Here is a 24516-nt window from a genome sequence, read left to right as displayed (position 1 = left end):
CCGCGCCCGCGGCAATTGTCGTCCACCGACACCGAGGAAACCAACGAAATTGACGCGCCGATACATTCTCACCGGCACGCCTGGAGCGGGTAAGACGTCGATCGTGCGGCGGCTCGCAGAGCTCGGACACGCCGTCGTGGCGGAAGCCGCCACCGACGTCATCCTCGGTCGGCAGGCGCGCGGCGAAGACGAACCCTGGACGGGTGCGACCAATGCGTCGTTTATCGACGAGGTTGTGCAGACACAGCGCCGGCGCCAAGTTGCGGCCGACACGACGGGCCCCGGCGTTTGCTTCTTCGACCGCTCGCCGGTGTGCACTCACGCGCTCGCCGTCTATCTCGGGCTGCCCGTTTGCGCGGCGCTGACGGCCGAGCTTGACCGGATTGCCGCCGAACACACCTATCAGCGACAGGTCTTTTTCGTCCGCAACTTGGGCTTCTGCCAGCCCACCACGACCCGCCGAATCGACATAGCGGAGGCGTTGAGGTTCGAACGGATCCACGAAGACAGCTACCGCGAATTCGGTTATCAGCTCATCGATATCCCGGCCGACCGGCTCGACCGTCGGGTCGCGACGATCAGCCGGATGATCTCGCCGCTCGCGCCGTCACCGGCCCGCGGCCGAGGCGAGCCGAAAGGCGACGCAGCTGATCGGTGACCATTGTCGCGGCAAAGGCGCAGCGGATTGGTCTTATAGCACAAGGGGTGGGTTGGCGGGCCGGTCGCCCAACAGGACATGATCGTCCACACCGTGTTTACTTAGTCCACATTCGTTCGCCACCCGACGAGGTTGTTATCCATGCGCTTTGTTGATTTCAAGGCCAAGACGCCGCTTATCGGAATGTCGATGGTCTTTGGTGCCATGGCACTCGTCGCGGTTACCGCATACCTGCACGCAGGTTGGTATTCGATCATCGGCTACGCGATCGCCGCCGCGGTGGCGGCGTTCGGCTTCATCTTTACGTTTCGTGATATTCCGACACCACCACACACTCCGGGCCCGGATGATCCCGCGGGCTCGGAACCTGCCCCCGGCGGCTGACCCCCACAGCCAGCGACCGAACTGGGAAAGAGGCATCTGAGCGTTGAGAACCCCGTCGAGCCCGACCCATCCCGATGACATCGCTCTCGCGAGCGAAGATGCCGGCTATCACAAGAGCCTTAAGCCGCGCCAGCTACAGATGATCGCGATCGGCGGTGCGATTGGCACCGGCCTGTTTCTTGGCGCCGGTGGACGGCTGGCCAGCGCCGGTCCAGCACTGTTTCTGGTCTACGCGGTCTGTGGAGTGTTCGCCTTCCTGATCTTGCGGGCATTGGGTGAGCTCGTGCTGCACCGGCCGTCGTCGGGGTCGTTTGTCTCCTATGCGCGCGAATTCTTCGGCGAAAAGGCGGCCTATGTCGCGGGCTGGATGTATTTCCTGAACTGGGCGATGACCTCGATTGTCGACTCGACTGCGATCGCCACCTACTTCCATTTCTGGCGGGTTTTCGAGGGCATCCCGCAGTGGGCGCTGGCGTTGTTCGCGCTGGGTATCGCGTTGAGCATGAACCTGATCTCGGTGACCCTGTTCGGTGAGATCGAGTTCTGGGCGGCCCTGATCAAGGTGGTGTCGCTGCTGACCTTCCTGGTCGTGGGCACCATATTCCTGGCCGGCCGTTACCCCGTCGATGGTCATTCCACCGGTCTCGGCCTGCTCGCCCACGGCGGCGGACTCTTCCCGTATGGCGTGCTGCCCCTGGTCGTCGTCACCTCGGGCGTGGTCTTCGCCTATGCGGCGGTCGAGCTGGTTGGAACGGCAGCGGGGGAGACGGCGGAGCCGGAGAAGGTGATGCCGCGTGCCATCAACTCGGTGATCGCGCGTATTGCCCTGTTCTACGTTGGATCGTTGTTTTTGCTCGGCCTGTTGCTGCCCTACACCGACTACAAGGCCGGTGAGAGCCCGTTTGTCACCTTCTTCGACAAGATCGGGGTGACCGGCGCCGGCTCGATCATGAACGTAGTGGTGATGACCGCGGCGTTCTCCAGTCTCAACGCAGGTTTGTATTCGACCGGGCGCATCCTGCGCTCGATGGCGATGAACGGCAGTGCACCGAGTTTCACCGCACGGATGTCGCAACGAGGAGTCCCTTATGGCGGGATCTGTCTGACGGCCGCCATCGGCCTGATCGGGGTGTTGCTCAACGGCGTCGTTCCCGAGATGGCTTTCGAGATCGTCCTCAATATCGCGGCGCTGGGCATTCTCGCGTCCTGGGCGACCATTGTTTGCTGCCAGATTCAGCTGTTCCGCTGGTCGAAGCAGGGCATCGTGTACCGGCCGTCGTTTCGCATGTGGGGTGCGCCCTACACCGGTTATCTCACCTTGGTGTTTCTGGTCGCGGTGCTGGTTTTGATGGGGTTCTCCTACCCAATCGGCACCTGGACCGTAGCGACCCTGGGACTCATCATTCCGATGCTGATCGGCGGTTGGTTCCTGGTCCGCGACCAAGTGCTGGAGATTGCGCGCAGACGTATCGGCTATACCGGCGAGTTTCCCGTGGTCGCCAACCCAGGGCCGATGGACAAGAAATAGGGAGATCGGATCGCACCCGCCGGGCCCGATCGGGCGCGACGAGGCCGTGTTTGCTTGGTTATCTTGGTATAGCCTCGAGGTATGGTCACCCGCACCCCAACGCGTAATGCGGCGCCGCGACGGCGTCAGCGGGCCAGCGCGTCGGCCGCACAGCTGAGTTCTGCGGTGCACGCGGTGTTGGACGCGGCGCCCGCGTCGGTCAAAGCGGGCTTTGTCGAAGCAGTCGCGGCACGGGACACGGACGGTCTGGACGAATCGTTGTGGGGTAGTGCGCCAACCGCCAAGGAAATGAGCGGCGCTGCGCTGCAGGCATTGCAGGACGACTTCGTCGCCCGCCGAGAATTGCTGACCATGTCGCTGTCGACGGCGGAGGTTGCCGAGTTGCTCGACATCTCCAGCCAGGCCGTGCTTGACCGGATCACCAGTGGCGACCTGATCGGTCTCAAGGACGGTCGCCAGTGGCGAATACCCATGTGGCAGCTCAACGCCGGGGCACAACGCGGCTTTCTGCCGGGAATCGCGCAACTGCGACAGGCCTTTCCGGGGGGAATCGTCGCCTTGAGCAAGTGGGCCGCCACGCCGAACCCGGAACTGGGCGACATCACACCGGCCGATGCCCTGGTCGACGCGCGCATCGACGATGTGATCGCGGTGGTGGCGAAGTCGACCGCGGCGGCGTGGTAGCCGACCTCGGCGAACCGAATCGTCCGCTCTCAGGTGGTCGGGTCTGGACGTGGAAGTGGCCGGAAACGCTGAGCGCCCGCGGCTGGCAGTGGTGCCGGGTCTACCACCTGTCCACGCACACCCCGGACGCCATCACCCATCGCGCTTTCGGGCCGCTGCACCGCCTCGACCACCACACGCCGCCGGCAGCTCATCCGGCGATCTGTCCTGAGGGAAGATCTGTGCTCTACGTTGCCGGCACCCTGGCCACCGCGCTGGGCGAGGTCTTTGGTGACCTAGGAGAGGCCGCCGTCTGTCCCCGGTTTCGGGTCGGGCTGTTGCGTCCGCGCACCGAGATCGTGGTGCTGGATCTGCGATCCGAGGGCGCCGCGATGCGCATCGGCGCGTTGCCGTCGCTGGCCACCGGCGCCTATCCGCGGGTTCGCACTCAAGCCTGGGCACGGGCCATCTACGAAGATCAGCCGGCGCGCCGCCCGGTACACGGTGTCTACTACCACGCCGCGCACAGCAACGGTCGCGCGCTGGCGTTGTGGGACACCGACGGTGCTGTTGACCATGTGCGGATTCGCGCGCGCCAGCGCCAGGACTTCGCGCTGGCCGACGCGGCTATCTGGCCGCGGGTTCTGGTGGCCGCCGCCGAGCTCGCAATGACCGCCGCACGGGTCGATTCCTGCCCGTTGTGTGACATTTCGGCAACTTGACCAAACCGCGCGCGCGGTAGGCTCTGTGGCATCAGTGACGGCGTCGTTGAACCCCAAGAAGGACTTGCATTGCTTGCCGCGACGAGGACCATGATGGCGACGGCCGGTGCTGCCCGATGACCAACGACCCGGCCGAGATCTCCAGCCGCAAGCGCCGGCACATCGACGTGTGCCTCAACGACGATGTCAACTACGTCGGCGTGACGACCGGGCTCGAACGCTACCGCCTGCCCTTCAACGCACTGACCCAAACCAGCCTCGCCGACATCGACTTGTCGACCGAGTTTTTCGGCGTGCCATTGCGTGCCCCGGTCCTGATCGGCGCGATGACCGGCGGTGCCGAGCTGTCCGCGACGATCAACCGCAATTTGGCCACCGCCGCGCAGCGCCTCGGTATCGGAATGATGCTGGGCTCGCAGCGGATCATGCTCGACGATGCCCGCGGGCAGCGGGCGGCGTCGAGTTTCGCGGTGCGTGAGGTAGCACCCGACGTGCTGTTGATCGGCAACATCGGTCTGGCTCAGTTGACCAAGGACGCGGTTGGGGCCGTGGCTGCCGCGCTGCGCCGGGTTGGTGCGAATGCACTTGCGGTGCACGCTAACTCACTGCAGGAAGCGATGCAGCACGGTGGTGATACCGACTTCTCCGGGTCACTGGGTCGGCTGCGCGACGCAGCCGACTTGCTGGACTATCCGTTGCTGCTCAAGGAGGTTGGCCACGGCATCGGGGCCGCGGCCGTCGCGCAACTGCTGCGGCTGCCCGGCGGGCTGCCGGTATCGGGTATCGACGTGGCCGGCGCCGGAGGAACCTCGTGGTCGCGGGTGGAGCAGTTGGTTCGCTACGGCGAGCTGCGCTACCCGGAACTGGCTGACTGGGGTATCCCCACCGCTGAGGCGATTGTCGAGGTGCGCCAAGCGTTGCCGGCTGTCCCGCTGGTCGCCTCCGGCGGCATCCGCACCGGAATGGATGCGGCCAAAGCGATCGCCCTGGGCGCCGATGTGGTCGCGATTGCTCGCCCGTTGCTTGCGCCGGCGATCGAATCCGCCACGGCGGTGCAGGATTGGTTGCAGCTGTTCCTCGACGAACTCCGAGTCTGCCTGCACTGTTGCGGCGCGCCGGATCTCACGTCGCTGCGCAACATCGGTGTGACAGCCATCCGGTAGCCGCGCGGTTTAGGAGTTTTCCGCCTGCGCCGGCGTTGTGCGGGCGCGCTCCGATTTCTGCGGGGGTGACTCGAAGAGCTCCTTTTCGAAGGTCGCCATCCCGTCCATCATCGCCGTGAGCACCCGGTGTGCGGCCCGCAGATCACGGTCGGACAGATCAGCCATCGCCTCGCGCATGTGGTCGCCGAGCGGCATGAAGAACTTGTGTGCGAGCTCCAGGCTGCTTTGCTCGAAGCGAAGGTGTGATTTGCGCCGGTCCTCGGGATCGGCTTCGCGGCGGATGTGCCCGGCATGGATCATCCGATCGGCAAGATAGGTGATCGCCGCGGCCGAGACGTCCAATCGCTGGCTGAGCTGGGCCGGTGTCACGGGTGTCCCCGCGGTCTCGGCGACCATGATGTGCAGCAATGCCTGGAAGTCGCCGTGGCTGAGATCGTTGTGTCGGGCGTAGTAGCGGCCGACCCGGTCGGAATGAGCGGTGATGGCGCGCAGATCAGCCGATAACAGCCGCTCCAGCTCGGCTCGACTCGGCTGTCGATTCACAGCGACGCGCTTGGTCACCTGCCTGCATCCTTTTCGGGCGATAGAGCGACTAGCTTATCGCCCTTACCGCCGCGACCGGTGCACGTGGTCGTCGACGCGGCGATTGCTGTCGAATTTGCTGGAGTTGCCGCCGACGGCATCGTTGCTGCGGGCGGTTTGGCCTGCGGATCCGCCGCCAGCGCTGCGGCTGTGCCACCGTTCCAGTGGTTTGGGTGCCCACCAGTTCAATCCGCCAAACACATGCATGAACGCGGGCACCAGCAGTACCCGCACCAACGTGGCGTCGACCAGCACAGCAATCGTCAGACCCACCCCGAACATCCGCATGAAAGACACCTCTGCGGAAATCAGGCCGGCAAACGAGATCGACATCAGCAATGCCGCGGCGGTGATGACCCGGCCGGTATGGGCCAGGCCCAGGGCGATGCTCTCATCGTTGTCGGCACTTTCCCGAGGTGATGCAAGCCAGAACTCGCGGATGCGGGACAGCAGGAAGACTTCGTAATCCATCGACAAGCCGAAGGCGATGCAAAACATCAGCACCGGGATATTGGCGACCAACGTGCCGGTTGGGGTGGTACCCAGCGCATCCAGATGGCCGTCCTGAAAGATCCAGACCAGGGCGCCGAAAGCCGCTGTAAGCGAGAGCATGTTGAGTACCACCGCCTTGATCGGTAGCAGCACACTGCCGGTGAGCAAGAACAGCAGCACCAGTGTCACGATCGCGATGAAGCCGAACACCATGGGTAACCGCGAGGTAATCCCATTGACGGAGTCGCGGTTCATCTGTGCGACGCCGGTCATTTGCACCGCGGTGTCGCCGGGCAGCGCCACGGCGTGCAGACGATCCAGCTGGTTCGCCGAGGCCTTGGTGTACAGCGGCGCGGTGCTCTCCACGGTCAGATACGCGCTGCCGGCGGCCATCGCGGTCGGTGCGGAGGGCGGGCCCCGCAACTCTCCGGCAACGAAGGTGCCCGTCGGCGCCGAGACCGCCGACACATCGGATACCTCAGACAATTGGGCGGCGTAGTGATTGAGATCCGGTTTGGTCAGGCCGGCGGTGTCGGTGAGGACGACGGTGACTCTGCTCGCCGAGTTCGAGCTGAAATCGCTGCGGATTCGGTCGCTGACCATGCGTGCCGACGCGGACGGCGGTAACACGCGGTCGTCCGGATAGCCCCACTTGATGTTGAGGAACGGGATTCCCAGCGCGATCAACAACACGATGATGGCCAGGCCGACCGGAATCGCGTGGCGGGTGACCAGTTTGGCCGTACGGTACCAGAAACTCTGCGCAACGGGCCGCGGCGGCGGTTCCGGACGCCCGAGCAGCCGCCGGCCCAGTTTCCAGACGTTGAGCGCGTCGAGCCGGTCGCCGAGCAGCACGATCACCGTTGGTGCGACCACCATCGCCGCCAGGGCCGAAAACGCCACGACCGCAACCCCCGCGTAGGCGAAGGACTTCAGGAAGTACATCGGGAACAGCGCCATCGCGACGAGCGAGAGCCCAACCGTTACCGCCGAGAACAGGACGGTGCGGCCGGCGGTTGACATGGTGCGAACCAGGGCCTCTTCGTGGCTGCGCCCCTCGCCCAGCTCGTCACGGTACCGGCTGATGATCAGCAGGGTGTAGTCGATCGCGAGGGCCATGCCCAGGGCAACCGTGACATTTAGCGCGAAGATCGACACGTCGGTCACCATCGCAACACCGCGCAGCACCGCGAGGGACCCCAGGATGGCGAATCCGCCCACGGCCACCGGTAGGGCCGCTGCCAGCAAGCCCCCGAACACCCACACCAGCGCGGCGAAACTGACCGGGACCGCGATGAACTCCATTCGCAGCAAGTCTTTCTCGGTCTGCTGGTTGACCTGTGCATAGACCATCGCGGACCCACCGGCCTGCACCGTCACCCCACCGCGGTTGTGCGCCAACCGCTGCGCAAGCGCCTGTGCATGCCGGGGTGCGCTGTTTTCGTCGCCCTTGAGCGCCACCAGAATCAGCGCCGATTTCCCGTCGGCGCTGACCATGTCCGGCGGCGGTTGCGGTGTGTCCCAAGGCGATGCCACCTGCGCCACGAAGGGTGATTGCGCGAGTTGCCGCGCGATATCGGTGCCGACGATGCGTGCCGGACCATCGCGGACACCGTCGTCCGAACTCACCAGCAGCACCATCTCCATGTCGCCTCGATGGAACTTGTCGGCGAGCACCGCCGCGGCACGCGCGGATTCCGCTGATGGATCCAGAAATCCCCCGGCCGCCAAGCTATTTGCCGCCGGGATGCCGAAGATGGCGGTGCCGACCATGACCAGGATTACCACCGCGATGACCCGGCGCGGTGCGGTGAGGGAGAGTCGGGCCATTCTGGTCAACATGTCTTGTCCTCGAAGCTGTGCTTCTCGTGGTTGCCCGCCTGGCTCGGCGGTGCGGGCTCACCGGGTTCCCGTTGTCGCTCCCACAGCAGTAGAACGGCAGTGACCATCGCGAAGCCGAACAGGAAGTCTTCAATCGGGATGTCGAACGGGAACCGCAGGCCGGTGATCTGCCGCTCGTCGTAGCTGACGATGGGAGCGCTGAGCTTGGTGAGCCAGCCGTCGACCGGAACCTGAAAGCCCAGCACTATCACCATTGATAGCCAGTACGCGGGGCGCCGGAACAACCCGGTCCGTAGTACCAATAGCTCCAGGGCGCCGACGCCGGCCACGGCCAGCACGGCCGGCAGGGTGTACCCCAACCCGGTCATCGTCGGCGGAGCCGCTCGAGAATGGTGCTGACCGCGTTGAGGGTCAACAGGGCGCAGATGGGGATCACCAGAAAGAACAGCACCTCTTCGATCGGGACCCGAAACGGGATGTCCAGCCCGCTGATGTAGCGCGGATCGTAAGTCCACACCCGGGCGGCCACGGCCAACTCGTCCCAGAACAGGAATGCCGCGGCCACCGGTAGCACCGACCGCAGTAGCCTTCGCGGGCGCCGATATACGCCGGCGCCGAACACTTCCAGCGGCGCGGTGATTGCCAGGCATGCGACCAGCACCAGCAGGTATTGCCAGCGGTCGGTCATGCGGCACCGTATTCGGAGCGATCGGGGATGGCGCCGCTGGTTCGGGCGCGCCACGCTCGTATCAATCCGGCACCGGCCACCCGCAGACGGCGGGCGGTCCCGACGGTGGCGCGCCGGCCGAACACCGCGAAGTCGTCGTCTTCGATGCGGCCCAGGATTTCCGAATACAGCGTCAAAGCCGTCGCGACGCAAGGCCGCGACCGCGGCGCCAGCAGTTGGATCCCGGCGGCGGCGAACCGGTAGGTCTCTCTGGTGATCTCGTGTTGGGCGGCCAGAGCTTCGCGTACCCGGCCATCGCTGCGCTGGTTGTGGTGACACCACATCAGCACATCCCGATCAACCCCATATGCGGCGAGTTCGTCGGCGGGCAGATAGACGCGGTTGCGGGCCAGGTCCTCGTCGACGTCGCGAATGAAGTTGGTGAGCTGAAATGCGCGTCCTAGGGCGGCCGCGTAGGGTATGGCCTCTTGCGCCGGAACGACGGTGCCCAAGATCGGGAGTAACTGTAAGCCAATGGCTTCCGCTGAACCGCGCATGTAGGTGTTGAGCGCATCCCGGTCGGGGTAGTCGGTGATGGTGAGGTCCATGCGCATCGATTCCAGAAAATCTTCGAACAGATCGGCGCCGATGCCGTAGCGGCGTGCGGTGTGGCTGACCGCGGCAAGCACCGGGTTGTCGGGATGGTCTGCGCCGGAAAAGAACTGCTGCGCCAGCTGCTGCAGTCGCCGGGCGCGGGTGTCAGTGTCCAGCAGCGGATCGAAGGAGTCCAGAATGTCGTCGGCGTACCGGGCGAAACCGTACAAGGCGTGTACGGGTGGTCGCTGATCCGGTGCCAGCAGTCTGGTGGCCAAAAAGAAGGTACGCCCGCTGGCGGCGTTGATTCGGCGGCTTTGCTGATAGGCCTCGCGCAACCGGGGATCACCGATCCCGGCGGCGTCCAATTCACTGCGAATCATGACAACTGTGCTTTCAGGTCGAGGTGTCGGATTGATCGGTTGGTGTTTCCCGTGATGCGGTCGGCGGCCAGCCGCCCGGAGATCAACGTCGTCGGAACGCCCACACCCGGAACCGTCGACGATCCCGCCAGCACCGCGTTGTCGATGCCGCGCACCGTGTTGGCCGGGCGGAAGGGGCCGGTTTGGCCGAACGTATGCGCCAGCGCGAACGGAGTACCTGCCGCCATGCCCTGCCGGGCCCAGTCCAGGGGGGTGACGACGTCGAGTAGTTCCACGCTGTCGCGAAGGTCCGGAAGCAGCCGGGAGGCGACGGTGTCGATCATGGATTGCGCGTAGCTAGCACCGGCACTGTCCCAATCGACCCGGCCCGCGGTCAGGTTGGGCGCCGGCGCGAGTAGATAGAGCAGATCTCGTCCCGGCGGTGCGAGGGCGGGATCGCCCGCGGTCGGTCGGGTGACCAACAACGATGGATCCCGCATCAGCCGGCCGTCGCGAATGATGTCGGTGAACGTCTGTTCCCATGCCTGTCCGAAAAGAATCGTGTGATGGGCCGCCGGCTCACCCGCAATCGTGGCGCTGCGGCAGCCGGCGTGCACGACGACCGCCGACGGTGCCGCCTGTAACCGGCGAAGCCGGCGGGGGGTTCGGCCCAATAGTCGGTATGTGGTGGGTAACTCGGTGGTCAACACCACTGCATCGCAGGCAATGCGCTCACCCTTGTCGGTGCGGACAGCGGTTATCCGCGCGCCGTCGCGCTCGAGTTCGCTTACCTGCGAACCGTAATGAAACTGCACGCCCGCGCAGGCCGCGGCGGCCGCCAGCGCGTCAGGCAGGGCACGAACCCCGCCGCGCGGAAAGAACACCCCCGATATGGTGTCCATATAGGCGATAACGGCATAGGCCGCCAGCGCATCCTGCGGCGCCACCCCGGCATAGAGGGACTGGAAGGTGAACACGCGACGCAGCCTCGGGTCGGTGATGTGGCGCTTGACCATGCTGTCCCAGTTGCGAAATCCACCGGCAGCCGCCAGTCGCGCCAGCTGCGGGGTGAGCAGTGATAGGGGCGAGTCGAAGTTCGAGGCAATGAAGCCGGCGAATTCGATTCGGTATAGCCGGGTCAACCAATCGCGCAGCCGAAGATAACCGGTAGCTTGCTCACGACCGGCGAAGTTGTCGATCGCCGCCACCATCCGATCCGCGTCGCAGTGCACATCGATCGAACTTCCGTCGGCGAACATGGCGGTGTAGGCCGGATCGACGGGAAGCAATTCCAGCCGATCCGAGATCGTCTCACCCACGGCCGCAAAGACCTCGTCGATAAGGTCGGTCATGGTGAGAACAGTTGGGCCGGTATCGATTCGGTATCCATTGATGTCGAGTCGGCCGGCGCGTCCACCCGGCCAAGCCTCGCGTTCAACGACCGTGACGGCGCGGCCGCGGCCCGCCAGGTGCAGCGCCGTGGCCAACCCCGCTAGTCCCGCACCGATCACCACCACGTGATCGGCAGTGCCTTCAATGGTTCGCATCGCGGCTCCCTACTTTGCGTGATCTCACGTGCTGCGCTGCACGCAGGCTGCTGCCAGATCGCCCAGCGCGGCTCGGGTTTGCTGACCGATCGTCATGTCGGCCAATAGTGTTCGAACGCGATCGACACGGCGGTCGATCATGTCCTCGATTCGCTGCGCAGCTCCGGTCGCGGTGATCAGTCGTTTACAGTGATCAACCGCCGCGTCGTCGAGCTCAGCCCGATTCATCAGCTCGCGAAGCTGCCGACGCGTCGGCGGATCGGCCATCTCGTAGGCGGCGACCACGACGCTGGTTGCCTTGCGTTCGCGGAGATCGTCGCCACTGGGTTTGCCGGTGATCGCCGGTGTGCCAAACACTCCCAGCATGTCGTCGCGCAGTTGGAACGCTTCTCCGACGGCGTCGCCGTATCGCGCGAGCTGTTCCAGCGTGCGCTCATCGCAATCGGCCATCGCGGCTCCCATCTCGAGTGGCCGGCGCACCGTGTAGTTACCCGACTTGCGCCGCGCCACGTCCAAGACGGCATCCAGCGTCGGCAGGTTGCGGATATCGTTGGACAGGTCGCAAAGCTGGCCCACCGCGAGTTCGATGCGCATGGCGTCGTAGCGGGGCCATACCTGCCGGAGACGGCGGTCCTCGACTCCGCTTTCCCGCAGCATCTGCTCGGCCCAGACCAGGCAGATGTCTCCGAGCAGTACGGCCGCCGATTCGCCGAAACGTGCTGCGGCCCCGGATAGCCGGCGCCGCTGGTGGCACCGGGCCAGCTGGACATGGACAGCTGGACTGCCTCGTCGTTGCGGGGATTGGTCCATCACGTCGTCCTGCAGGAGTGCAAAGGCGTGCAGCAGCTCCAGGCTTGCCGCGGCCGATAATGCCGCATTGTTGGGACCGGCGCCGCACAACCAGCCCAGGTACATGAAGGTCGATCTCAAGCATTTGCCCTCGGAGACAAACCGCAGAAGTATGTCGCCGGCGACCTCCCACCCCGACCCGCCAAGCGCGCTGGCGCTGCGGTCGGAGACGAAGTCGGCGACCTGGGCTAGTGCCGCGGTGCGCAGCCGTGAGCGCCAATCTGCGTCGCCGAGGGTGACCGCGTCGCGGGTGGACGCCAGTCGCCCGGAATCGGGTGAATCGACGGCTGTGGCCAAGGACAGGGTTGGTCGTTGTCTGGTCGACACCATTTCGTCAGGTCCGCTCAGCCGTTGGCCGTGGGCGCTAGAAGACACCGGCGCACACCCCCCTCGTAGGTGCAGAGAGTCTCGGGTTCATCTCTGATTGGCGATGTTGCTGCTCCCAGGCTACCCGACATGCTTCAATAACTTAATGATTAATTATATGAAGTTAGTCTGAGGTTTGGCTGGCGCTGGCGGCGCGGAGTTGGCCCTCGGCGTGAACCGAACGTCTGATAGACAGGTATGCCGGTAGCCGCGGCGCGATGCGCCAGGTTCGAGCTGGTGCCGGCGGGTTAGGTTTCCAGCGCACGGATGCCGGCCAGGGCGGGGCTGCCGACAGTGGTGTGGCATGCCGATCGAGGAGAGTGACGCGACGCGTCAAGGGGGGTGCCGATGTCGTTTCTAGCTCGTATTCGTGACATGGATGCCACCGCGTGGCGGTCGGCCACTTGGTCGGCGCCGGTGGTCATTCAATTCTGTTTGCTGTTGTTGCTTGCCGCCATGTGGCTGTTGGGGAAGTGGGCATTTCCGACGGAAAGCGGGCGAAGCGAACGTGCGCTGCTGCTGACCGCGACGGCCCTGGCGACGCTCGCTTCGCTGGGGGCCGGTGCGGTGTTGCTCAACTCGAGTTCCTCGCAGCGGCGCGGTATTGGCTTAGGCGTCACCGGCGCCGCCGCGGTTGTCCTGATCGGTGGCATCGCCTTCGCCTTCTTGGTGTTGCGTTGACCGCGGCGACCGGCCGTTATGGACCGATCAGCTTCGCGGTGGCGCTGGCCCACATCCTGGTGGTGGAGTTCGCGGCCTGGCTCTGTGTTCTCTCAGTTCCGCCGCTGGCGGTCTTCGTACTCCTGGTGTCGCTGATCTACCTGTCGATTTCCTCCGTTGTTGCCAAGAGCCCAGGCAAACTAGGCCAGGTTGGGCGGGGAATGTTGATTGGCACCGTGGCGGCGCCGCTGTCGCTTGCGATCCTTATCGCGGCCATTCTGGTGGCTCGTCTCTTCCCGGCCGGTTAGCGCCCGCGACCGGTGTCGTTCAGTGGCGCACGCTGGCGGTAGGGGCCGGGCCGTCGCCGCAAGTTTTGCCATTGAGCTGACAATTCGCCGGCGCCGAATACGTGCTCGTCTGGGCGGCCTGGAAACCGACGGTGACCGAGCTGCCGGGGGCGATGGTGGTGTTGTAGGACTCCGGTGTCAGGACGTAGTGGGTGCCGGTCTTGGAGAGTTTGCTGCTCCACGCTCGGGTGACAGATTCGTCTGCGGGCAGATCGAATTCGAGCTTCCAGCCATCCAGGGCTGTGGATCCGGTATTGGCGATTTCGTAGTTGGCGACAAAGCCGGTATTCCATTGTGAAATCACCGCCAGTGTTGCCGCCGCATCGTCGGCGGACGGGGGAGGCGGCGCGCTGGCCGGCGCTAGGTCCGGCGCACTGGTGCAGGACTCGCCGTTGAGCACACAGTTCTGTGGGGCCGAGAAATCGCCGTCCAGCGTGGCCTGAAAGCCAATGCTGATGGAGTGCTCCGGCGCGATGGTGCGGTTGTACTCTTCGGGTGTCAGGACGTAATGCGTTCCCGATTGGGCCAGCTTGCTGCTCCACGAATTTGTCACAGATTCTTCGGCGGGCAGGTCGAATTCGAGCTTCCAGTCCGCCAACTCGGTCGCGCCGGGATTGGCGATCCGGTAGTTGGCGACGAAGCCGGTGTCCCATTGTGACGTCACCGCCAGCGTGGCGGTTATCGCTGCCGCGTGTGCGGTGGGGGCGGCGAGAAAAGCGGAGCAGGCCAGGACAAATGCCGCGACGGCAGCGTGAAGCGCGGGGCGCCGGTGGCGCTCGTTGCGATTCTCGTCGGACACCGCGCCAACGGTATAGTTCGATTAGCAACATATGTAATGGCGGTGTTTGAAAGCTGCGGTATCTTCGCCCAACCGAAACCCCGACGAAATCTTGCGCCGTTGTTGGCTGGCCGGTGGCGTGCGATGTCCGTTGGCTCGAAGACACTCGATCCAAGAGTTTTCGGTGACTTTCTGCTCTTGTCCCCCGTGATGGCTGGTTGAGGATTGAATGGTGGTGTCGACAGCTCGACCGCCGATCGACAACTCCGCTGACGCGCCCAACATGTCGACATTCCCGGCCCGCTCAACAATCACAAGGAGAAAGAGATGAACGCGATAGCGCACCGGCAGCACGCGGGGCACGACCATTCGCATGGCGACGGTTGCGGACATGTCGCGATTCCGCATGGTGATCACGTCGACTATCTGCACGACGGTCATCTGCACCGGCGCCACGGCGATCACTTTGACGAATGTGAACCCGCCGACGGCCACTGCGTGCATGACGGGCACGATCACACTCACGGCGATGGCTGCGGCCACGTCGCCGTTCCCCACGGCGATCACGTCGACTACATCCATGACGGATGCCGGCATGCCGCCCACGATGGGCACTACGACGAACATTGATCGGCCGCTGATCGCCGAACACCGTCGGCGATAAACGTGAGAACGGGCTGACCCGACGTAGCCTCGGTGCGGTGAGCAGTATTGCCGATGCACTCCATAGCGGCCCATTGCGAAGGGTTGGCGCCGCCGCTGCCCTCGTCGCCTGCGGTGTGGCCTGCGGTATCACCGCCGCGCCGTCGGGTGTGTGGACGAGTCCCGACGGGTCATCGATCCCATCGCCTCCGGTGGTCACCTCGGCCGTGCGAGCCGTCGCGACAACGGCCAGCGTGCCGGCCGGGTCCGTCCCGCCCGTCAGTGCCGCCGCGGCTGCGGCCGGCCTTGTCGATGTGCGCAGTGTCGTTCCCGACGCCATCATCGACCTGCGCTACGCGACCACCAATAACTTCACCCGCACGCAGCTGTATCCCGCCAATGCCCGATGTCTGGTGCACGAATCGATGGCGCCGGGGTTGACGGCCGCCGCGGCGGCGCTGCGCCCGCAAGGGCAGGCGCTGGTGTTCTGGGACTGCTACCGACCGCACGATGTCCAGGTCAAGATGTTCCAGGTGGTCCCGAACCCGGCCTGGGTGGCGCGTCCGGGCCAATACGCCCGCAGCCACGAGGCGGGTCGCTCGGTTGACGTGACCTATGCCAGCGTGTCGCCACAATGCCCGTCCCAGCGGCAGATAAGCGGAATCTGCCTGGCCGACATGGGCACCGACTTCGATGACTTCTCGGCGCGGGCCAAGGCATTCGCCACCGAAGGAGTGAGTGAGGCGGCCCAAGCCGGCCGTAAACGGCTGCGCGACGCGATGAACTACGGCGGGTTGAGCGTGTACTCCGGTGAGTGGTGGCACTTCGATGGCCCGGGGGCGGGGGTCGACCGGCCGATCCTCAATGCTTCGGTCGACTGACTGTCTCATATAGTGAGATGTCTGTCTCACTTTTTGATTTGGGCGGGTAGGCTCCGGTTCATGAACGACGAACGCCGAGCCGTCTATACCCATGGGCATCACGAGTCGGTGCTGCGTGGGCACCGTCAGCGCACGGTGGCCAACTCCGCCGGCTACCTATCGCCGCATCTTCGTGCGGGGTTGTCCGTGCTCGACATCGGTTGCGGCCCTGGGACTATCACCGTCGACCTCGCGGCGCGCGTGGTGCCCGCTACGGTGACGGCGGTAGAGCCCACCGATGCGGCGCTGAACCTGGCCCGTGCCGAGGCGCAGCGATGCGACGTGTCCAATGTCGCGTTCGTGACCTCCGATGTGCATGCCCTGGACTTTCCCGATGACGTGTTCGACGTAGTCCATGCCCACCAGGTGTTGCAGCACGTGGCCGATCCGGTGCAGGCGCTGCGGGAGATGAAGCGCGTCTGTGCGCCCGGCGGGCTGGTCGCCGCGCGTGACGCCGACTACGCGGGGTTCATCTGGTACCCGCAACTTCCGGCCTTGGACCATTGGCTACAGCTCTATCAGCGGGCGGCGCGCGCCAACGGCGGTGAGCCCGATGCCGGCCGGCGGCTGCTGTCGTGGGCCCGTCAGGCGGGCTTTGCCGACATCACGCCGACCGGCAGCATGTGGTGCTACGCGACCGACGAGATGCGTGCCTGGTGGGGCGGAATGTGGGCCGACCGGATTCTGCGTTCGGATCTGTCTGCCCAACTGCTGGGTTCCGGGATGGCCAGTGCCGCAGATCTGGAGGCCATTTCGCAGGCTTGGCGGGACTGGGCCGCGGCACCGGATGGTTGGTTGGGGATTCCCAACGGCGAAATTCTCTGCCGGGTGTAGCCGCCGCGCCCCGTCGAAGCCGCGCACCCCGGCCGGCTCTGGAACCCCCCTCGCTCTGAGCCTGTTTATGCTGGTCAACTGAGTGGTATTGGCATTCTCTTTTTTTGCAAGTACGTTATTCATCGATGGATGATGTGACCCAGACTGCATCGGGTATCCCAGTTGCGCCGGTCTACGGCCCTGGGGACCGCACGGCGGAGCCGCCGCCTCCGGGGGAGTATCCCTTCACTCGCGGTAACTTCGCGTCGGGATACCGGGGCAAGTTGTGGACGTTTCGGCAGTACTCCGGGTTCGGCACCGCCGAGGAGTCCAACCGCCGCTACCGCTATCTGCTGGACCAGGGCGGGACCGGGTTATCGGTGGCGCTCGACCTGCCCACCCAATGCGGATTCGACTCCGACGACCCAGACGTCGCCGAGGAAGTCGGCCGCGTTGGCGTCGCGGTCGACACCCTGGCCGACGCCGAAATCCTGTTCGAGGACATCCCACTGGACAAGATCAGCACCAGTTTCACCATCAATGGCACGGCGGCGATTCTGCTGGCGTTCTACGTGGCCGCCGCCGAGCGAAAGGGAGTTCCGCGCGCCAAGCTCACCGGGACGATCCAGAACGACATCCTCAAGGAGTACGCGTCGCGCGGGACCTGGATCTGGCCGCCGGAGCCCTCGCTGCGGCTGATCGCCGACACGATCGAGTTCTGTGCGGCCGAGGTCCCGAAATTCAACGCCATATCGGTGGCGGGAGCCCATTTTCGTGACGCCGGGGCCACCGCGGTACAGGAGATGGCATTCACCCTCGCCGACGGAATCACCTACTGCGACAACGTCGTTGCGCGCGGTCGGATGTCCATCGATCAGTTCGCCCCACAGATCTCGTTCTTCTTCTACACCCACGGCGACTTTTTCGAGGAGATCGCCAAATACCGTGCGGGACGACGGCGCTGGGCGACGCTGGTGCGCGAGCGATACGGCGCCAAGACGGACAAAGCGGCGATGTTCCGGTTCGGCTGCGTGTGCGGCGGCGCGTCGCTGTATGCACCGCAAGCGCAGAACAACCTGATCCGCGTCGCTTACGAGGCGATGGCCGCGGTGTTGGGCGGGGTGCAGTCGATGTTCACTGCGGCCTGGGACGAGCCGTTTGCCCTGCCGACCGAGGAGTCCACCACTTTGGCGCTGCGCACCCAGCAGATCCTGGCCTATGAAAGCGGCGTGACCCGCGTCGCCGACCCGCTTGGCGGCTCCTACTTCGTAGAGGCGCTCACCGATGCCACCGAGGCTCGGATCATCGAGATCATGGACGACCTGCAGCGCCACGGCGGGATGGTCAGCGCCATCGAGGATGGATATCTGCAGGGCCTGATCGCCGACGAGGCCTTCCGAATGCACAAGGACGTCGAAGCGGGTGTTCGACCCGTCGTGGGGGTCAACAGGTTTGTCTCCGGGGACGCCGAACCCGACATCGTCACCTACGAACTCGACGCCGAAGGCCGTGACCTTCAGCTCAAGCGGCTCGCCAAGGTCAAGGCTGAAAGAGACAGCGACGCGGTGCAGTCCAGCCTCGCCGCGCTCGCGCGAGGCGCCGAAGGAGCCGACAATCTGATGCACAGGCTGATCGACTGCGCCAACGCATACTGCACGGTCGGTGAGATGGTCCGCGCCCTCAAGGCGGTGTGGGGCGAATTCCAGCAACCGGTGGTGTTCTAGATGGCCGCCCGGATCCTGGTCGCCAAGCCCGGTCTCGACGGTCATGACCGCGGCGCCAAGATCGTGGCCCGCACGCTGCGCGACGCCGGCTTCGAGGTGATCTACACCGGCATCCGGCAACGTATCGAAGACATCGCCTCGATCGCCGTTCAAGAAGATGTGGCCGTGGTCGGCTTGAGCATTTTGTCGGGTGCCCATCTGGCGCTGACCGCACGCACCATCGAGGCCCTGCGCGACGCCGATGCCGCCGACATCGCCGTCGTCGTCGGCGGGACCATCCCGCACTCCGACGTGCCCACGCTGCTGGCCGCCGGTGCGGCGGCGGTGTTTCCCACCGGAACACCGCTGGATGACCTGGTGCGCGACATCCGCGCGCTGACCGGCGCCGCGCCCACCGCACCGCAACCGTCCATGGAGGAACCGTGCGTGTCGGAGTGATGATCGGCCCCGAGCGCGGGGATTCGGGCCGCAAGGTGGGCCGGATGCTGGCCGATATCGACTGGGCGGAAACAGCCGGCTTGGATAGCGCGTGGATTCCCCAGATTCCCAATGACTTTGACGCACTGATCGCCGTGACTCTGATGGGAACGCGGAGCAGCCGCATCGAGCTGGGTACCGCCGTTGTGCCCCTGCAGACGCAGCACCCGATCGCGTTGGCCCGGCAAGCTCTGTCGGTGCATGCGGCCACCGGTGGTCGCCTGGTGCTGGGCGTCGGACCGTCGCACCATTGGATCGTCGACGACATGCTCGGGCTGCCCTACCAGCGGCCCGCCGCCTACACCCGGGACTACCTCGAGGTCCTGGCCGCGGCCTTGGCCAACCCCGGGCTCGTCGACGTGGAGAACGACAGCTTCCGGGTGCACAACCCGCTGGATCTGGCCGCGGTGGCGCCCCTGCCGGTGCTGGTCGCTGCGCTCGGGCCGGTGATGTTGACCCTGGCCGGCGAGCGAGCGGACGGCACCGTGCTGTGGATGGCCGACGAACGTGCGGTGGCCGAGCATGTGGTGCCCAGAATCTCCAAGGCCGCTGACAATGCCGGTCGCCCGGCTCCGCGCATCGTCGCCGGCATCCCCGTTTGCCTTTGCGGCTCTAGTGAAGTCGAGGTAGCGCGTGATCGCGCCAACCGGATTCTGGGGGAGGCCGAGGTTTCGCCGAACTATCAACGACTGCTCGGATACGGCGATGCCAGAGATGTCGGTGATATCTGTGCGGCCGGCGACGAGGACGCGATCCTGGCTCGATTCCGTCGATTCGCCGAGGCCGGCGTGACCGATCTGTCGGTGCGGCTGCTGCCGATCGGCGACAATCGTGAAGAGCTGGTTGCCTCCAAGCGTCGCACCCGAGACATGATTGCCACGCTGGCGACGGAGGTGCGGTGACCGCCGCGGGCCCGCTGACCGGCATTCGGGTCATCGAGGTCGGTACCATGCTGGCCGGCCCGTACGCCACATTGCTGCTCGCCGACCTCGGCGCCGAGGTCGTCAAGATCGAACCGCCCGGCGGTGAGATCTCACGCACGGTCGGTGAGAGCTACTTCGCCAGCCTCAACCGCAACAAGTCCGGCCTCTGTCTGGATCTGAATTCCGAAGTGGGACAGCACCGGCTCGCCGAGCTGGCGGCCGAATCCGATGCGCTGGTGGTCAACCTGCGACCGTCGTCGATCCGCCGACTGGGGTTGACCTACGAAGCGCTGCGGCGGTTCAACGAACGCATCGTTTGCGTGGCGATCACCGGTTATGGGTTGCATGGCGGCGACGATCCGGCCTTCGACTACGTGATCCAGGCCGCCGCCGGAAGTGCCGCGCTGACCGGTGAACCCGGCGGTCCGCCGACCCTGCCCGGGTATTCCTCGGCGGACAACTCCACCGGGATGTGTGCAGCGCTTGGGTTGTTGGCGGCGATCATCTCGGGCCGTGGCGGGCAGGTGGACGTGTCGCTGTTCGACGTCATGGTCTCCCAGCTGAACTACCACGCCGCCGCGTACCTCAACGACGGCACCGAGCCGCAGCGCAGGCCGCACGGCGCTCACCCGTATTACGTTCCCGCGCAGCTATTTCCGACTGCCGACGGCTACCTCGGGCTGTTCGTCACACATGACGGCTTCTGGAAGGCCTTTGCGGCCGAGGCCGGCATCGATGGATTCGAGACCATGGCGGAGCGAGCGTCCCGGCGTGCGGAGGTGCTCACCGTGGTCGCCTCGGCGTTGGCGACCGACACCGCCGCCGGTTGGGAGCGACGGCTGCGGCCGCTGGGGGTGCCCGCGGCAGCCGTTCGGACGCTGCCCGAGGCCCTCGCGGAGAATCCCCAAGTGATCGTGCGCGCAGGCGAATTGCGCCTCGTCGGTAATCCGATTCGGGTGTCCGGCTATCGGCCCGAATACCGGCCGGCGCCGCTCCTGGGCGAACACTGCCGATAGCGGCACGCCGATCCTGGTGCTGCGCGGGTCTACTCGTAGCGCACCGTGATCGGTGCGGTATCGGGTATGCCCTGACAGGTCAAGATGTAGCCGTCGGCCACCTCGCTGTCGTCAAGCGCGTCGTTGACCAGCATTGTCGCGCTGCCCTCCGTGAGTCGGGCCAGGCAGGTCCCGCAGTTGCCGGCCTCGCAGTTGAACGGCGGGTCCAGCCCCGCTCGTCGTGCGCTTTCCAGCAGGGTCTCGCCATGCACCAGCGGCACCGATGCCCGCCTACGGTCGAGGTAGATCGTCACCATGCCCGGTTCCGCCATGACCGCCCTTCCTGCGCCCCCACTGATGCACTTGCGTTCTTCCATATTGAGAATACTATTCTCATCAGGAGATAGGGTATTCTCAGGCTGTCGTGACCGCCGGGAAGGACGAGACGTGACCGAGCCGGCCGCGCTCGTGTTCGAGGATCGGGGCTTTAGCCTGCCCGGGCTGGGGGCGATGGCCGACGGCCTGGCCGCGGCACTACGCAAGCAAGGCGTCGTCGCGGGCGATCGGGTGGCGGTGATGTCGTCCAACCGGCCGGAGTTTGTCGCCGTGCTGAACGCCATCTGGTGTCTGGGCGCCTCGGCGGTGCTCATCAGCCCCGCCTGGAAGCGCGCCGAGGTGGATCATGCCCTCGCCCTGACCGGCCCCGCCCATGCCGCGGGGGATCACCCGGTGCTGGCCGGTCTGATGCCGATGCTGCACCTGGACGAGCCGATCACTCCCGCGGCACCGCTACCGGGCCCGCCGCGCCGCGCTGGCGATGCGCTGTTGGTGTTCAGCTCGGGCACCACCGGCCTGCCCAAGGCGGTCCGGCACACCCACGCGTCGCTGAACGCGGCCATTGGCCACTGGCGTGACGCGCTGGGGCTGACCGAGCGCGATCGCATTCAGATCGTCACGCCGCCCTCGCACATCCTTGGCTTGCTCAACATCGTCACCGCGTTGCGGACCGGCGTTCGGGTGCGTCTGCATCGCCGGTTCGACATCGACCAGATGCTGGCACACATCGAAAGCGACCGGATTACCGTGGAAATGGCGGTTGCCCCCATAGCTTTGGCGATGGCGTCGCATCCCAACCTCGAGTCCTACGATTTGTCGTCGCTGAGGTTCATCATGTGGGGCGCCACGCCGGTGAGTGCGGGCATCGCCGAGACGGTGACGAACCGGACCGGCATTGGCTGGGTGCCCGCCTACGGCACCACCGAGTTACCCGTGATCGCCTGCAGCCCGCTGCAGGGTGCCCGGCTCGACGCCGTCGGACGTGTGCTGCCGGGCGTGGACCTGCGGGTGGTATCGACCGAAACCGGTGAGCGGGTGGGCCCCGGTGAGGTCGGCGAAATCCAGGCGCGATCGCATTCACTGATGGCGGGCTATCTGCCGGCGGCCGCCACGGCCGAGGTCATGTCGCAGGGGTGGTATCGGACCGGAGACATCGGCTTACTGGATTCCGCCGGCTGGCTGCGCATCACCGACCGGCTCAAGGAGATGATCAAGGTTCGCGGTTTCCAGGTTGCCCCCGCCGAGATCGAGGCGGTTCTGCACGGTCATCCCGCGGTCCGGGATTGTGCGGTATTCGGGGTGCCGGACGGAGCCAACGGCGAAGCAGTAGTTGCCGCTGTCGCGGCCCGAACACCCGTCGACGACGCCGAGCTACGCGCCCGGGTGGCCGCCTCGCTCGCGTCTTACAAGCGGCTCTCGCGGATCGTGTTCGTGCCGGATATCCCTCGACTGCCCTCCGGAAAGGTGTTGCGCCGAGCGCTCAAGGAGCTCTATGGATGTCCGTCTGACAGCTGAACAACGGCAACTGCGTGACTCGGCGGCGAAAATGGCCGACGATCTCGGTCCGGCAGCTGTGCAGGATCTGGCTGACGAAGCCCGAATCGCCAAGCTGGATAGGCAGATCGAGGCGGCCGGGTGGAGAGCGTTACGTTCCGACGGCGCCTCCGGTGTCGAGGTCGCGATTGTGGCAGAAGAATTCGGGCGCGGGCTCGCCGATGCGCCATTCCTGGGCCCCGTGCTCGCCGATGACCTGGCCCGGCAACTGAACTCAGACTCCGGGCGCGCGACGACGGGCGTCGGCGGCCGGGCGATAGATGCGCGCGGACATCGGCGCGCACTGGTGCTCTCGGGTACCGCCGTGCTGTCCGCAGATCTGGATGTTGCGGGAGCGGGCGCGGACCTGACGCGACTGGACGCGGGGTTGCTGGGACAGCCGGTCGCGGTCGGTGAGGTATCCGCCGATGCCGCGCAGCGCTGGTATGCGCTGGCTTTGGTCGCCACCACCGCAGACCTGGTCGGAGACGCCCGCGGCGCGCACGCCCTCGCCTGTGACTACGCGAAGATTCGCGAGCAGTACGGCAAAGCGATCGGGTCCCATCAAGCGATCGCTCATCTGCTGGCGGAGAACCTGGCGTCGATCGAGGGTTCGGTGAGCGTGCTGCGCCATGCCGCTTGGGCGGTGGACGAACTCGAGCCGGCGCAAGCCGTGCAGGCCGCCCGGATGGCAAAGGTGTACTGCGCGCGTGCCAGTCGAACCGTCTGCGAAACCGCGGTACAGGTGCACGGTGGCATCGGCAATACCTGGGACTGCCTGGTGCACGTTTACCTGCGCCGGGCGTTGACATCAACCGAGTTGTGGCCGGTGAGCTTGCAGGAGGTCGGTCGTGGACTTTCGTGATTCACCGCAGGAGGCGGTCTTCCGGCAACGCCTGCGAAACTGGCTTTCGGTAAACGCCGATGACTTTCGCGGATCGGGGGACCAATATTGGGCCCGGCAGGCGCCCTGGCACCAGGCCCTCTACCGCGAGGGATTCTTCGGGCTGTCGTGGCCACGCGAATACGGGGGCAGGGAGCTGGCACCGGTCTATGACGTGATCGTCGACGAAGAGTTGGCTCGTGCCGGTGCGCCACCGCGCCCCAGCGTCGGTTACCTGGTCTGCGGCATCGGCCGACACGGCAGCGACGCACTGCGGCAACGGTTTCTGCCCGGCATCATCGACGGGACCGAGCGCTGGTGTCAGGGGTTCAGTGAGCCCGGTGCGGGTTCGGACCTGGCCGCGCTGACCACCACCGCCACTCGTGTCGGTGACGACTATGTGGTGCATGGTCACAAGATCTGGACCAGTTACTCCGACGTGGCCGACTGGTGTCTGCTGCTGGCCCGAACCGAACCCGGTGCTAGCCGGCACCGAGGCTTGTCGGCATTTGTGGTCGCCATGAAACAGCCTGGTGTGCAGCAACGTCCGTTGCGGATGATGAACGGAGTCACCAAGGAGTTCGGCCAGGTGTTCTTCGACGGCGCCACGGTGGCGGCCGACCGGATGGTCGGCGCCCCAGGGGATGGCTGGGCGGTGGCGATGACCGTGGTCGGGCACGAACGTGAACCGTCCACCCTCGGTTACGCCGCCCGCTACAACAAGCTCGTCGCAGAGCTGTTGGCGCGCAACCATGCCCAGGGGCATCCGGTCAGCGACGAGCTTGCCTGGGCCGCGGTCCAAGCCGAGATGCTGACTCATCACGTGCGGCGCCGGTTGTCCGAACAGCTCGACGGGGTGTCGCACGGACCCGAAGGCTCGCTGGACAAATTGCTGATGACGTGGGTGGAACAGTCTGTCGGGCATGCCGCGCTGGGCATTGGTGGCACGCATGATCCCGAGCTGTTCGGCGCCTACCTGTACAGCCGTGCGCAAAGCGTGATGGGAGGCACTTCACAGATACAGAAGAACATCATCGCATCGCGCATCTTGGGATTGGGAGTCTGA

26 protein-coding genes and 2 pseudogenes are annotated in these 24516 nt (G+C 65.6%); 18 read left to right on the top strand and 10 right to left on the bottom strand.

The genetic code is table 11. From position 1 onward, the window contains the following. Nucleotides 1-49 precede the first annotated feature (49 nt). The 6 genes from CCUG20998_RS23945 to fni all read left to right on the top strand — a co-directional run bounded on the left by CCUG20998_RS23945 (nt 50) and on the right by fni (nt 5118). A complete protein-coding gene (locus CCUG20998_RS23945; protein ID WP_050674628.1) occupies nt 50-658 on the top strand; it encodes an AAA family ATPase in 609 nt (202 codons plus the stop codon). 141 nt (nt 659-799) lie between these two features. After that, nucleotides 800-1042 carry a hypothetical protein gene (locus CCUG20998_RS23940; RefSeq protein WP_012396352.1) on the top strand — a complete coding sequence of 81 codons (243 nt, stop codon included), beginning with the start codon at nt 800-802 and terminating at the stop codon, nt 1040-1042. Between the two features lie 43 nt (nt 1043-1085). Next, the gene (locus tag CCUG20998_RS23935; RefSeq protein ID WP_020729445.1) at nt 1086-2570 is read left to right on the top strand and encodes an amino acid permease; all 1485 of its coding nucleotides are present in this window, start codon (nt 1086-1088) and stop codon (nt 2568-2570) included. Nucleotides 2571-2651: 81 nt separating this feature from the next. Next, nucleotides 2652-3254: a helix-turn-helix domain-containing protein gene (locus CCUG20998_RS23930; protein ID WP_020729446.1), complete on the top strand. Its 603-nt coding sequence runs from the start codon at nt 2652-2654 to the stop codon at nt 3252-3254. Beyond that, entirely contained in the window at nt 3248-3955 is a 708-nt protein-coding gene (locus CCUG20998_RS23925) for an RES family NAD+ phosphorylase (protein WP_020729447.1), read from the top strand. The genes CCUG20998_RS23930 and CCUG20998_RS23925 overlap by 7 nt, the downstream gene beginning before the upstream one ends. A gap of 116 nt (nt 3956-4071) precedes the next feature. Beyond that, a complete protein-coding gene (gene fni, locus CCUG20998_RS23920; protein WP_020729448.1) occupies nt 4072-5118 on the top strand; it encodes a type 2 isopentenyl-diphosphate Delta-isomerase in 1047 nt (348 codons plus the stop codon). A 9-nt stretch (nt 5119-5127) separates the two neighbouring features. Here the strand turns inward: fni and CCUG20998_RS23915 are convergent, their stop codons facing one another. The 7 genes from CCUG20998_RS23915 to CCUG20998_RS23885 are packed head-to-tail and all read right to left on the bottom strand — an operon-like array spanning nt 5128 to nt 12428. Then, complete coding sequence (locus tag CCUG20998_RS23915; RefSeq protein WP_020729449.1) at nt 5128-5679, bottom strand: MarR family winged helix-turn-helix transcriptional regulator; 552 nt, start codon at nt 5677-5679, stop codon at nt 5128-5130. Between the two features lie 45 nt (nt 5680-5724). After that, entirely contained in the window at nt 5725-8034 is a 2310-nt protein-coding gene (locus tag CCUG20998_RS23910; RefSeq protein WP_020729450.1) for an MMPL family transporter, read from the bottom strand. Beyond that, nucleotides 8028-8402, bottom strand: coding sequence for a lycopene cyclase domain-containing protein (locus CCUG20998_RS23905; RefSeq protein WP_036456013.1), 375 nt, complete (start codon nt 8400-8402; stop codon nt 8028-8030). Before CCUG20998_RS23905 ends, CCUG20998_RS23910 begins: the two co-directional genes overlap by 7 nt. Beyond that, on the bottom strand, nt 8399-8722 hold the full coding sequence (locus CCUG20998_RS23900) for a lycopene cyclase domain-containing protein (RefSeq protein WP_020729452.1): 324 nt from the start codon (nt 8720-8722) through the stop codon (nt 8399-8401). The genes CCUG20998_RS23905 and CCUG20998_RS23900 overlap by 4 nt, the downstream gene beginning before the upstream one ends. Then, entirely contained in the window at nt 8719-9678 is a 960-nt protein-coding gene (locus CCUG20998_RS23895; RefSeq protein ID WP_020729453.1) for a phytoene/squalene synthase family protein, read from the bottom strand. Before CCUG20998_RS23895 ends, CCUG20998_RS23900 begins: the two co-directional genes overlap by 4 nt. After that, complete coding sequence (gene crtI / locus CCUG20998_RS23890) at nt 9675-11204, bottom strand: phytoene desaturase family protein (RefSeq protein ID WP_020729454.1); 1530 nt, start codon at nt 11202-11204, stop codon at nt 9675-9677. Before crtI ends, CCUG20998_RS23895 begins: the two co-directional genes overlap by 4 nt. A gap of 24 nt (nt 11205-11228) precedes the next feature. Continuing rightward, on the bottom strand, nt 11229-12428 hold the full coding sequence (locus CCUG20998_RS23885; RefSeq protein ID WP_020729455.1) for a polyprenyl synthetase family protein: 1200 nt from the start codon (nt 12426-12428) through the stop codon (nt 11229-11231). Between the two features lie 339 nt (nt 12429-12767). On the opposite strand from CCUG20998_RS23885, the gene CCUG20998_RS23880 reads away from it, so the two are divergent. After that, nucleotides 12768-13100, top strand: a complete 333-nt coding sequence (locus tag CCUG20998_RS23880; protein WP_020729456.1) for a hypothetical protein — start codon at nt 12768-12770, stop codon at nt 13098-13100. Beyond that, nucleotides 13097-13387 (top strand): hypothetical protein, encoded by a 291-nt coding sequence (locus tag CCUG20998_RS23875; protein WP_020729457.1) that lies wholly within the window; start codon nt 13097-13099, stop codon nt 13385-13387. The genes CCUG20998_RS23880 and CCUG20998_RS23875 overlap by 4 nt, the downstream gene beginning before the upstream one ends. Before the next feature lie 19 nt (nt 13388-13406). On the opposite strand, the pseudogene CCUG20998_RS29200 reads toward CCUG20998_RS23875, so the two are convergent. Both CCUG20998_RS29200 and CCUG20998_RS29195 read right to left on the bottom strand, forming a co-directional pair. Next, nucleotides 13407-13733: pseudogene (locus CCUG20998_RS29200) on the bottom strand (cellulose binding domain-containing protein); the annotation flags it as partial. Between the two features lie 69 nt (nt 13734-13802). Further along, nucleotides 13803-14225: pseudogene (locus CCUG20998_RS29195) on the bottom strand (cellulose-binding domain-containing protein); the annotation flags it as partial. A 306-nt stretch (nt 14226-14531) separates the two neighbouring features. Between CCUG20998_RS29195 and CCUG20998_RS28775 the strand changes: the two are divergent. The 7 genes from CCUG20998_RS28775 (at nt 14532) to CCUG20998_RS23830 (ending at nt 20719) form a co-directional block, all read left to right on the top strand. Then, nucleotides 14532-14834 (top strand): hypothetical protein, encoded by a 303-nt coding sequence (locus CCUG20998_RS28775; protein ID WP_081651047.1) that lies wholly within the window; start codon nt 14532-14534, stop codon nt 14832-14834. Nucleotides 14835-14941: 107 nt separating this feature from the next. Beyond that, complete coding sequence (locus CCUG20998_RS23855; RefSeq protein WP_406682465.1) at nt 14942-15727, top strand: M15 family metallopeptidase; 786 nt, start codon at nt 14942-14944, stop codon at nt 15725-15727. Nucleotides 15728-15787: 60 nt separating this feature from the next. Further along, nucleotides 15788-16600, top strand: a complete 813-nt coding sequence (locus tag CCUG20998_RS23850; protein WP_020729461.1) for a class I SAM-dependent methyltransferase — start codon at nt 15788-15790, stop codon at nt 16598-16600. A 125-nt stretch (nt 16601-16725) separates the two neighbouring features. Next, a complete protein-coding gene (locus CCUG20998_RS23845) occupies nt 16726-18303 on the top strand; it encodes a methylmalonyl-CoA mutase family protein (RefSeq protein WP_020729462.1) in 1578 nt (525 codons plus the stop codon). Next, nucleotides 18304-18741, top strand: coding sequence for a cobalamin B12-binding domain-containing protein (locus tag CCUG20998_RS23840; RefSeq protein WP_020729463.1), 438 nt, complete (start codon nt 18304-18306; stop codon nt 18739-18741). After that, complete coding sequence (locus tag CCUG20998_RS23835; RefSeq protein WP_020729464.1) at nt 18726-19682, top strand: TIGR03564 family F420-dependent LLM class oxidoreductase; 957 nt, start codon at nt 18726-18728, stop codon at nt 19680-19682. Before CCUG20998_RS23840 ends, CCUG20998_RS23835 begins: the two co-directional genes overlap by 16 nt. 47 nt (nt 19683-19729) lie before the next feature. Further along, complete coding sequence (locus CCUG20998_RS23830) at nt 19730-20719, top strand: CaiB/BaiF CoA transferase family protein (RefSeq protein ID WP_050674708.1); 990 nt, start codon at nt 19730-19732, stop codon at nt 20717-20719. A 29-nt stretch (nt 20720-20748) separates the two neighbouring features. Here CCUG20998_RS23830 and CCUG20998_RS23825 read toward each other — a convergent pair whose 3' ends face one another. Further along, nucleotides 20749-21030 carry a 2Fe-2S iron-sulfur cluster-binding protein gene (locus CCUG20998_RS23825; RefSeq protein ID WP_020729466.1) on the bottom strand — a complete coding sequence of 94 codons (282 nt, stop codon included), beginning with the start codon at nt 21028-21030 and terminating at the stop codon, nt 20749-20751. 115 nt (nt 21031-21145) lie between these two features. Here CCUG20998_RS23825 and CCUG20998_RS23820 point away from each other — a divergent pair, with 115 nt between their 5' ends. The 3 genes from CCUG20998_RS23820 to CCUG20998_RS23810 are packed head-to-tail and all read left to right on the top strand — an operon-like array spanning nt 21146 to nt 24516. Then, nucleotides 21146-22549 (top strand): class I adenylate-forming enzyme family protein, encoded by a 1404-nt coding sequence (locus CCUG20998_RS23820; RefSeq protein WP_020729467.1) that lies wholly within the window; start codon nt 21146-21148, stop codon nt 22547-22549. Beyond that, the gene (locus tag CCUG20998_RS23815) at nt 22527-23432 is read left to right on the top strand and encodes an acyl-CoA dehydrogenase family protein (RefSeq protein WP_020729468.1); all 906 of its coding nucleotides are present in this window, start codon (nt 22527-22529) and stop codon (nt 23430-23432) included. The genes CCUG20998_RS23820 and CCUG20998_RS23815 overlap by 23 nt, the downstream gene beginning before the upstream one ends. After that, on the top strand, nt 23419-24516 hold the full coding sequence (locus CCUG20998_RS23810) for an acyl-CoA dehydrogenase family protein (RefSeq protein WP_020729469.1): 1098 nt from the start codon (nt 23419-23421) through the stop codon (nt 24514-24516). Before CCUG20998_RS23815 ends, CCUG20998_RS23810 begins: the two co-directional genes overlap by 14 nt.

This window comes from Mycobacterium marinum, from assembly GCF_003391395.1.
In the GTDB taxonomy this organism is placed as follows: Bacteria; Actinomycetota; Actinomycetes; order Mycobacteriales; family Mycobacteriaceae; genus Mycobacterium; species Mycobacterium marinum.
Note: the sequence above shows the minus strand (reverse complement) of the source record. Positions and strands in the feature narration are given on the sequence as shown.